The following is an 8,429-nucleotide window of genomic DNA, read 5'->3' on the forward strand; positions in this document are numbered from 1 at the left end:
CGGCCAGCGGCAGGGTCCAGCGGGCGCGGCCCTGGTCGACCAGCCGGCCGAAGACGGCGGCGGTCATGGCCTTGGTGTTGGAGCCGAGGTGCCAGCGGTCTTCCGTCGTCGCCGGCGCCTCGCTCCCCGCACGGCGCACGCCTCGCACCCCGGACCAGCCGAGGCCTTCGCGCGATACAATCCCGGCGGCGAGCGCGGGCGGAGCGGTCTCGGCGAAGACGGCGTCCAGCGCCGCCCCGGCCGCCGCCTCGTCCTGACCGGCGCGAGCCATGGCCGGAAGAGCGCCGGCGAAGGGCAGGGCGGCGAAACCGCCCAGCAGGGCGCGGCGCGTGGCGAACATGGGAGGCTCCATCTCTGTCCCGTCCATTCTAGTCGACCGGGGCGCGGCCCGCACATGAGAATGCCGACAGGTTCGCGGCGGGCGCTGGGCCCGAGTGCGACCGGGGTGAAATTCGGTTGCAACATTGCCCCGGGCGCGGGCGCGGCGCATCGTGGATCCATGGCCAAGAAATCAAAGTACGACGCCGCGCTGGAGCGGCTCCAGATCCTGCTGGTCGAGACCCAGCACTGGACCATCGACCAGGGCCGCAAGACGGTGATCGTGTTCGAGGGGCGCGACTCGGCGGGCAAGGACGGGGCGATCAAGCGCATCACCGAATATATGTCGCCGCGCCAGACCCGCATCGTCGCCCTGCCCAAGCCGAGCGAGCGCGAAACCAGCCAGTGGTATTTCCAGCGCTATGTCCCGCACCTGCCGGCCGACGGGGAGACGGTGCTGTTCAACCGCTCCTGGTACAACCGCGCCGGGGTCGAGCCGGTCATGGGTTTCTGCAAGCCCGAGCAGCATGCCCAGTTTCTCGCGGACGCGCCCTCGTTCGAGCGCATCCTGTCGGACGACGGGATCGTGCTGATCAAGCTCTGGCTCGACATCTCCAAGGCCGAACAGGCCCGCCGTCTGGCCGAGCGGATCGAGGACCCGCTGAAACGCTTCAAGGTCTCCCCGCTGGACGCCGAGGCCCAGGCCCGATGGGAAGACTACAGCAAGGCGCGCGACCGGATGCTGGAGGAAACCGACCACAACCATGCCCCCTGGACGGTGGTGGCCACCGACGACAAGAAGATCGCCCGCCTCAACATCATCCGCCACATCCTGCGGTCTGTCGGCGGTCCCGGCGCCGCGGCCGAGGCCCCCGACCCCGAGGTGGTCTTTCCCGCCTCGAAGTCCAAGGGCCGGCTGGCCCCCTGATCAGAAGCCCAGTTCAGCCCGCAGGGCCCCGGCGTCCAGACCGCCGGCCCTGAGCTCCGCCAGCGTCACGGACCGGTCGCGCTTGGCGTAGCGCCGACCGTCCGCCCCGAGCAGCAGCCGGTGGTGACGGTAGACGGGGGCGGGCCAGCCCATCAGCGTCTGGATCAACACCTGCACATGGCTCGCCTCGAACAGGTCCTCGCCGCGGATGACATGGGTCACCTCCTGCAGGGCGTCGTCGTGGGTGACCGCTACATGATAGGCCGCCCCCGCATCCTTGCGGGCCAGGACGACATCGCCCGCCGTCTCCGGCCGGGCCCTGATCACGCCTTGCTCGCCGTTTGGGCCCCGGCCGTCCTCGACGAAGGCCAGCGCCTCCCAGACGCCTTCGCCCAGCGCCTCCCGCGCGCGGTCCAGTGACAGCCGCCAGGCAAAGGGCCGCCCTTCCGCCAGCAACGCGGCCTCCTCGCCCTTCGGATGAGGCCCGGGCCGCGCCGCCTCCACCGGCCCGTGCGGCGCGTCACCGATGGCGTCGAGGATGTCCTTGCGCGTCCGGAAGCAGCGATAGAGCAGGCCGCGCCCGTTCAGGTCGGCGATCACCCCAGCATAGTCGGCGAGGTGTTCGGATTGACGACGCACCGGCCCGTCCCAATCCAGCCCGAGCCATGCCAGGTCCTCCAGAATGGAGTCCTCGAACTCCGGCTTGCAGCGGGTCGGATCGATATCCTCGATACGCAGCAGGAAGCGCCCGCCGGCCTCGCGCGCGGCGCGCCAGGCGGTCAGGGCGGAAAAGGCGTGGCCGCGATGCAGTCGGCCCGTCGGCGATGGGGCGAAACGGGTGACGAACGCCACGGCGGCTCTCAGACCCGCTGGACGGCGCTGGCCTGTTCGGCGCCGGCGAGGGCGTTGCGGATATCAGCCTCCGACAGGGACTCCATGTCCGCGACAAGATCCTCCACCGCGAACTGCCGCTCCTCGATCATCCAGTCGTAAACGCGCCGCGCCATCGGTCCCAGATCGGGGAAGGCCCGGCCGGTGACGCGATAAACGGTGGCGGGCTTGCGGACCGGCAGGCTGAAGTCAGGCGCGCGCGGCATCAGACGGCGCTGGAGCAGGGCGACCTCGTCACGGAAGGCGGGCGAGGCGACGATCCCGGCCAGCCGCGCGGCCAGCTCGGCCAGCCTGGCCTGAAGCAGGGTCCCGCCCTCGGCATCGGCGGCGGGCAACCAGGCGCGGAAGGCGGCGTCCTGCAGGGCCGGACCGTCGAGCAGCGACAGGATGCTCCGGCCGGTCAGCGGCATGACCGTGAAGGAGACGTGCAGGGAGGGCTGATCCGGCGTCACCGTGTCGTGATAGAAGCCGCGCGGCATGTACAGCACGTCGCCGGGTCTCATGGTGATAGTCGAGACCAGCCGGCCGCAGTCCCTGTTGAAGTCGGTCTGGGTCAGGCCCGGTGGATAGCCGACCGGATCGATCACGCGGCCTTCATAGAGGTTCCAGATCTTCTCGCCCTCGGTCTGGACGGCGAAGACCTCGTGGACGTCATAGTGGGTCGCCACGGCCCGCCCCCCCTTGAAGGAGCAGAAGACGCTGGCTCCGACCTCTGCCGCCAGCGCCTCGCCCAGGGCCACGCCCGCATGGGTGATGGGCGAATGCAGGGTCAGCACGTCGTTGGCCAGGATGCTGGCCCCGGCCGACAGGAAGACCTCCACCTTGGCCGGCGAAGGGCGCCAGATCAGGCCCTCCGGCGTCCGCTTCCGCCGACAATACTGCTCCGGAGGGACGGCGTCGTCATGGCGCATCAGTTGCAGGCGTTCCGAGTCCCAGACATTGGTCTGGTTGAGCAGTCCGTTGAACGCGTCCCAGGTCAGAAGCGCGCGCTTGTTCGACCCTTCCGCTGCCGGAATGTGCAGCGGCTGGCGGCCCTCAAACTCCGCGCGGAACTGCGCCGGGGTGACAGGGTGCAGGATCTCTTCGAGCGTGCGCATGGGATGAGGTTTAAGGCGGCCTCCGCACCCTGTCGATGCGTCGCCGGCTACAGTCGCTGCACCGCTCCGGCCTCTTCGGCCGCCGCGACGCCCGCGCGAACATCACCCTCTGTGAGCGACTGGAAATGGGCGACCATGTCCTCGAGGGCGAACTGCCGCTCCTCGATGGCCCAGTCGTAGGTCTCGCGCACGCTGTTCGAGCAGGCCGGGAATGCTTTTCCCGTGGTCCGGTAAAGGGTCACGGGCTTGCGCTCCGGCAGGGTGAAGGACGGGGGCCGCGGCGTCATCCGCGTCTGGGACCTGGCGACCTCCTCGGCGAAAACCGGGGAGGCGGCGATCCGCGCGAGGATCCGACCGTAGTCGGCCAGGTGGGCGGCGAGGGCCGCGCCGCCGTCTTCATGCGCCGGCGGCGCGAAGGCGCGATAGGCCGGATCCTTCATCGCCTCGATGTTCAGCAACGCCAGCAGGGAGCGACCGTGCAGGGGCGTGATCGCGAAGGTCACATGCAGCGAGGGACCGTCGGTCGCCAGGGCGTCATGGTACCAGCCGCGCGGGAGATACAGGACGTCGCCGGCCTGCATCGTCACCTGCTGCATCAGCGCCCCGCGGCTCTGTTCGAACCAGCGTCGGGTGGCGGCGTCGTCGGGGAAATTCTCGATCGGATTGTCGGCGCGGTTTTCGTACAGGTTCCAGACCTTGGTTCCGCCGGTCTGGACGACGACCACGTCGTGATTGTCGAAATGGGTGCCGAAGGCCTGAACGCCCTGGAAAGAGCAATAGATGTTGGCGCCGATGCTGGCCGCGAAGGTCCGCGACAACGTCTCGCCGATCTGCATCAGCGGTTCGTGGATGGTCAGGACGTCATTGGCGATCAGGCTGGCGCCGGCGGACAGGAAGACCTCGACCTTCTGCGGCCAGGGTCGCATGACCTCGCCCTGCGGAGTCGCGACCGGGTGGCAATACTGGTCCGGGGGCACGGCGACATAGTTCCGCATCAGCCGCAGATGGGCCGCGCTCCAGAGCGAGCCCTGACCCAGCAGACGGTTGAAGTCAGCCCAGGTGAGGATCGCGGCCTTACGGTCGTCGCCCGCAGCGGGGATGTGCAGTGGCTTGCGGCCGACGTACTCGGCCAGGAACTGCTCGGGCGAGACGGGATGCAGAAGGTCGTCCAGGCTGTGCATGGCCGAACAAGTATGACGGCTGCCCCTCGCTGTCGATGCGGCGCGCGTTCAGATCGGCTTGAAGACGCCGAGGCGGATCGAGGCCTCGAAAGCCTCGTTCAGCGCCGGCTCGGAGATGAAGTCGAACTGGGCGATGACGTCCTCCATGGCGAACTGGGGCTGGCCCAGCGCCCATTCGATCGCGACCCTTGCGGGGCCCGACACACGGGGCGGCGTCAGCCCGGTCGGTCGGAACAGGGTCAGGGTCCGACGTTCCGGCAGGCCATAGGGCGCCGAGCGGGGAATGAGGCGTTCCTGGGCCATCAGGACCTCGTCCCGGAAGGCCGGAAGGGCGGACAGTTCGGCCAGGCGGGCGCCCAGCCGCGCCAGATGATCGCCCAGTCGCGCGCCCCCGTCGGTCCCCGGTGGAAACCACGCCCGAAACGCCGGGTCCTGCATCGCCGCGGACTCCAGCAGGCCGAACAGCACTCGTCCGTGCATCGGGGCCACGGAGAAGGTCACATGCAGCGATGCGCCCTCGGTGGTCATGGCGTCGTGATACCAGCCGCGGGGCAGGTACAGCACATCGCCCGCTCGCATCCGGACCTCGGTCATCAGGCGCCCGCGGGTCTCCGCGAACCAGCGACGTCGGTCCGCCTCGTCGAGATCGAAGCTGACCGGATCGTCCGCGCGGTTCTCGTAGAGCCGCCATGTCTTCTCTCCCTCCACCTGGACGGCGAAGACATGATGCAGATCGAAATGGGTGTCGAAGCCCTGCACGCCGCTGAACGAGCAATAGACGTTCGCCCCAACCACCCCCGCGAACGCGCGGGCCAGATGGTTCGACAGGTCGCGCAGTCCGGGTGTCAGCTGCTGGACATCGCCGGCGATCAGGCTGGCTCCCATCGCCAGCAGGGTCTGCACCTTTGCCGGGGCAGGCCGCAGCGAGGGTCCTGACTGCGACTGGGCCGGGGCGCAATACTGCTCTACCGGAATGGGCTGGCCGTTGAAAACCAGCTTGAGGCTTTGCGCTGTCCAGATCGAACTCTGGTCCAGCAGGGCGTTGAACCGGTCCCAGTTGAGGAGGGCCCGCTTGGGCGCCCCTTCGTCCGCGGGAATGTGCAGCGGTTTTCGGTCGTTGTAGTCCGCATCGAACCGGTCGCGCGTGATCGGATGCAGAAGTTCGTCCAGAGTGGTCATGCCGAAAGGCTAGAACGGGCGCCCGCCCCTGTCGATGAGAGCCCATGCCCGCGCCGCTGAATCCCGACCAGATCGCCGCCGCGCGCGAGGCGTTGGTCGCGCTCGACCCGGCGCTCGCCCAGGCACACGCCCGGACGCCGGCTTTCGAGTGGCGTTGGCGACCCGGCGGCTATGAAGGCCTGTTCCGCATGATCGTGGACCAGCAGGTCTCGGTCGCGGCCGCCGCCGCGATCTGGAAGCGGGTGGTCGACGGCCTCGGCGGCGAGATCACGCCCCGGTCCGTTCTGGCGCGGGATCACGAACAACTGCGCGCCTTCGGCTTGTCGGGCCAGAAGGCAAAGTACGGCCATGAGATCGCGCAGGCCCATGTCGACGGCCGCATCGATTTCGACCGTCTGGAGCGGTTGTCGGACGAGGAGGCGATCGCCCGACTGGTCGCCATCAAGGGGGTCGGCAGATGGACCGCCGAGACCTTTCTGATGTTCTGCGAGGGCCGTCAGGACGTCTTCCCCGGCGGAGACATCGCCCTGCAGGAGGCGATCCGCTGGGCCGACGGCGCGGCCCTGCGGCCGACCGAGAAACAGGCCTGGGCCCGCGCTGAAATCTGGCGGCCCCATCGCAGCGTGGCGGCGCATTTGCTTTGGGGATGGTATGGAGCGGTCAAGCGCGGCGAGGTCGTGCTGGAGGAGCATCCCGCGTGAGCCCGATCGTCGATCCCGCCCTGACCGACCCCGAGACCGTGCTGGGCGCGCTCGACTTCGCCGGCGTGGCCGTGTTCGCCGCCACCGGCGCCCTTGCGGCGGCGCAGCAGCGGCATGACCTGGTCACCTTCGCCTTCTTCGGCGCCATCACCGGCGTCGGCGGCGGGACCCTGCGCGACCTGCTGATCGGGGCGCCGGTCTTCTGGGTGCAGGACTGGCGCTATATCGCCGTCTGCCTGCTCGCCTCGCTCGCCGTGTGGATGCTCGGCTCCCGTCCGTGGCGGTTCCGGGCCCTGCTCTGGCTCGATGCGATCGGGCTGGCCGCCTATGGCGTCATGGGCGCGGCCAAGGCCGAGGCCTTTGAGGTCGCGCCGCTGATCTGCATCGTCATGGGAGCCCTGACCGCCTGTTTCGGCGGCGTGGTGCGCGATCTGCTGGCCGGCCAGCCGTCGATCCTGCTGCGGCGTGAGATCACCGTCTCCGCCGCCCTGCTGGCCGCCACCGTCTTCGTCGCGGCGCGCGCCCTCGGCCTCGACGCCTGGCCCGCCGCCCTGATCGCCGCCCCCTGCGGCTTCGCCCTGCGCGCCGGCGCCCTGGTCTGGGGCTGGAGCCTGCCCGCCTTCCCGGGGACCCCCTCGAGAGGCTGAGCGTTACGGAATCGTCGTTCCGCGGTCATCGCCAAGCCGTCGAATCAAGGCTAGGCTTCGGATACAGCTAGGGAAGGAGACGTGTCTTCAGTCCGGTCGCGTCGATGATCCTCTCCCGAACGGCGAGGGCCTGATGCAGGTCCAGAGCCGCCCCCCGTCCGGCTGGCCCGCGCTGGTGCTGAACGCCGACTTTCGTCCGCTCTCCTACTATCCGCTGTCGATCTGGCCTTGGGAGGAAGTGGTCAAGGCGGTCTATCAGGACCGCGTCGATGTCGTGTCGACCTACGACAAGGTGGTCCGCAGCCCCTCGATGGAAATGGTCCTGCCCAGCGTCATCGCGCTCAAGAGCTATGTCGATCAGGACCGCCAGCCCGCCTTCACCCGTTTCAACGTCTTCCTCCGCGACGGCTTCACCTGCCAGTATTGCAGCGCCACCAGCGAGCTGACCTTCGACCATGTCATCCCTCGCTCGCGGGGCGGCCGCACCACCTGGGAGAACATCGTCGCCGCCTGTTCGCCCTGCAATCTCAGGAAGGGCGGCCGCACGCCGCAGCAGGCCGGCATGCCCATCCGCCGCGCCCCCCATCGCCCCAGCGCCTGGCAGCTCCAGCAGTTCGGCCGCCGCTTCCCGCCGCGCTATCTGCACCAGAGCTGGCAGGACTATCTGCTTACGCAGTGGGTGTGTGACGCCAGGGACAGCGTGGAGCCGCTGGGAGATCAGAGCGTCATAAGGGCCTTCCCGGCCGGCCGGGGCACTCGCCGCAGAGCTCATGCGAGACCGGGACCTGATGAAGGCCCCCAAATGGCGGCGACCGGCTAGACCAACCGGCGCCCTGAGCCCGGAGTCATGTCAGCGCCGCCTCCGCCGCGGCCAGGTCCTCGGCCGTGTTGATATTGATGAAGGGGTCGCCTCCCTCGACGGGCCATTCCACGACGGCGCAGCCGACGGCTTCGCTCAGTCCGCGGAGGGACAATCGCCCCTCGCCCGCTCGTCGCACCAGGGTCGGCACGGCGGCGGTGCGCCACAGGGCGCAGACCGGATGCAGCCGTCCGTCGCTGGCGGCGACTGCGACCCCGATGTCAGGCGCCAGGGCCTGCTCAAGCCGATGGCGCAGATCGAGCGGCAGGAAGGGCATGTCGCAGGGGAGGGTTAGCACCCGATCGGCGCAGGCGTCCGCGGCCCAGGCCAATGCCGAGAGCAGGCCCGCGAGCGGGCCCTCGATCCCGGGTGCATCCAGCACGACTGTCCCGCTGAAGCCCTCGACCTGTTCGAGGGTGCGCGCGACCAGAATGACGGGCGCCGCCGCACCGTGCGCGTTCGTCAGGGCGAGATCCAGAAGCCGGGTTCCGCCGAGCAGCCGGCGCGGCTTGTCTCCGCCGATCCGCCGTCCCGCCCCGCCGGCGAGGATCGCAACCACCAGGCTCATTCAACCGGCTCCGGGCCGCCGCGGGACCGGTGGGCGCGAGGCGGCCCGGGGCGCGCCGCC

9 protein-coding genes and 1 pseudogene are annotated in these 8,429 nt (G+C 69.5%); 4 read left to right on the top strand and 6 right to left on the bottom strand.

Translation table 11 applies throughout. The annotated features are described in order from the left end of the window. On the bottom strand, positions 1–340 hold a 340-nt coding region (locus tag QQJ79_RS13955; RefSeq protein WP_284223527.1), incomplete at its 3' end, for a serine hydrolase. A 159-nt stretch (positions 341–499) separates the two neighbouring features. Between QQJ79_RS13955 and ppk2 the strand changes: the two genes are divergently transcribed. Continuing rightward, positions 500–1,246, top strand: a complete 747-nt coding sequence (ppk2, locus tag QQJ79_RS13960) for a polyphosphate kinase 2 (protein WP_284223528.1) — start codon at positions 500–502, stop codon at positions 1,244–1,246. On the opposite strand, the gene gluQRS is transcribed toward ppk2, so the two are convergent. The 4 genes from gluQRS to QQJ79_RS13980 are packed head-to-tail and all read right to left on the bottom strand — an operon-like array spanning position 1,247 to position 5,594. After that, positions 1,247–2,098, bottom strand: coding sequence for a tRNA glutamyl-Q(34) synthetase GluQRS (gluQRS, locus tag QQJ79_RS13965; RefSeq protein WP_284223529.1), 852 nt, complete (start codon positions 2,096–2,098; stop codon positions 1,247–1,249). A gap of 8 nt (positions 2,099–2,106) precedes the next feature. Further along, the gene (locus QQJ79_RS13970) at positions 2,107–3,234 is read right to left on the bottom strand and encodes a JmjC domain-containing protein (RefSeq protein WP_284223530.1); all 1,128 of its coding nucleotides are present in this window, start codon (positions 3,232–3,234) and stop codon (positions 2,107–2,109) included. 47 nt (positions 3,235–3,281) lie between these two features. Next, positions 3,282–4,415 carry a JmjC domain-containing protein gene (locus tag QQJ79_RS13975; protein ID WP_284223531.1) on the bottom strand — a complete coding sequence of 378 codons (1,134 nt, stop codon included), beginning with the start codon at positions 4,413–4,415 and terminating at the stop codon, positions 3,282–3,284. Between the two features lie 48 nt (positions 4,416–4,463). After that, positions 4,464–5,594 (bottom strand): JmjC domain-containing protein, encoded by a 1,131-nt coding sequence (locus tag QQJ79_RS13980; RefSeq protein WP_284223532.1) that lies wholly within the window; start codon positions 5,592–5,594, stop codon positions 4,464–4,466. Positions 5,595–5,638: 44 nt separating this feature from the next. On the opposite strand from QQJ79_RS13980, the gene QQJ79_RS13985 reads away from it, so the two are divergent. The 3 genes and pseudogenes from QQJ79_RS13985 to QQJ79_RS13995 form a co-directional block, all read left to right on the top strand. Next, complete coding sequence (locus QQJ79_RS13985) at positions 5,639–6,295, top strand: DNA-3-methyladenine glycosylase family protein (RefSeq protein ID WP_284223533.1); 657 nt, start codon at positions 5,639–5,641, stop codon at positions 6,293–6,295. Beyond that, entirely contained in the window at positions 6,292–6,942 is a 651-nt protein-coding gene (locus tag QQJ79_RS13990) for a trimeric intracellular cation channel family protein (protein ID WP_284223534.1), read from the top strand. Before QQJ79_RS13985 ends, QQJ79_RS13990 begins: the two co-directional genes overlap by 4 nt. Positions 6,943–7,075: 133 nt before the next feature. Beyond that, a pseudogene (locus QQJ79_RS13995) lies at positions 7,076–7,609 on the top strand (HNH endonuclease); the annotation flags it as partial. Positions 7,610–7,787: 178 nt separating this feature from the next. On the opposite strand, the gene mobA reads toward QQJ79_RS13995, so the two are convergent. Beyond that, complete coding sequence (gene mobA, locus QQJ79_RS14000; RefSeq protein WP_284223535.1) at positions 7,788–8,369, bottom strand: molybdenum cofactor guanylyltransferase; 582 nt, start codon at positions 8,367–8,369, stop codon at positions 7,788–7,790. Positions 8,370–8,429 lie beyond the last annotated feature (60 nt).

The sequence above is a fragment of the Brevundimonas denitrificans genome (assembly GCF_030160755.1).
Taxonomy (GTDB): Bacteria; Pseudomonadota; Alphaproteobacteria; order Caulobacterales; family Caulobacteraceae; genus Brevundimonas; species Brevundimonas denitrificans.

Coding starts and splice junctions, on each gene's coding strand:
- ppk2 (WP_284223528.1), top strand. CDS start 500: ATGGCCAAGAAATCAAAGTACGACGCCGCGCTGGAGCGGCTCCAGATC.
- QQJ79_RS13970 (WP_284223530.1), bottom strand. CDS start 3,234: ATGCGCACGCTCGAAGAGATCCTGCACCCTGTCACCCCGGCGCAGTTC.
- QQJ79_RS13975 (WP_284223531.1), bottom strand. CDS start 4,415: ATGCACAGCCTGGACGACCTTCTGCATCCCGTCTCGCCCGAGCAGTTC.
- QQJ79_RS13980 (WP_284223532.1), bottom strand. CDS start 5,594: ATGACCACTCTGGACGAACTTCTGCATCCGATCACGCGCGACCGGTTC.
- QQJ79_RS13985 (WP_284223533.1), top strand. CDS start 5,639: ATGCCCGCGCCGCTGAATCCCGACCAGATCGCCGCCGCGCGCGAGGCG.
- mobA (WP_284223535.1), bottom strand. CDS start 8,369: ATGAGCCTGGTGGTTGCGATCCTCGCCGGCGGGGCGGGACGGCGGATC.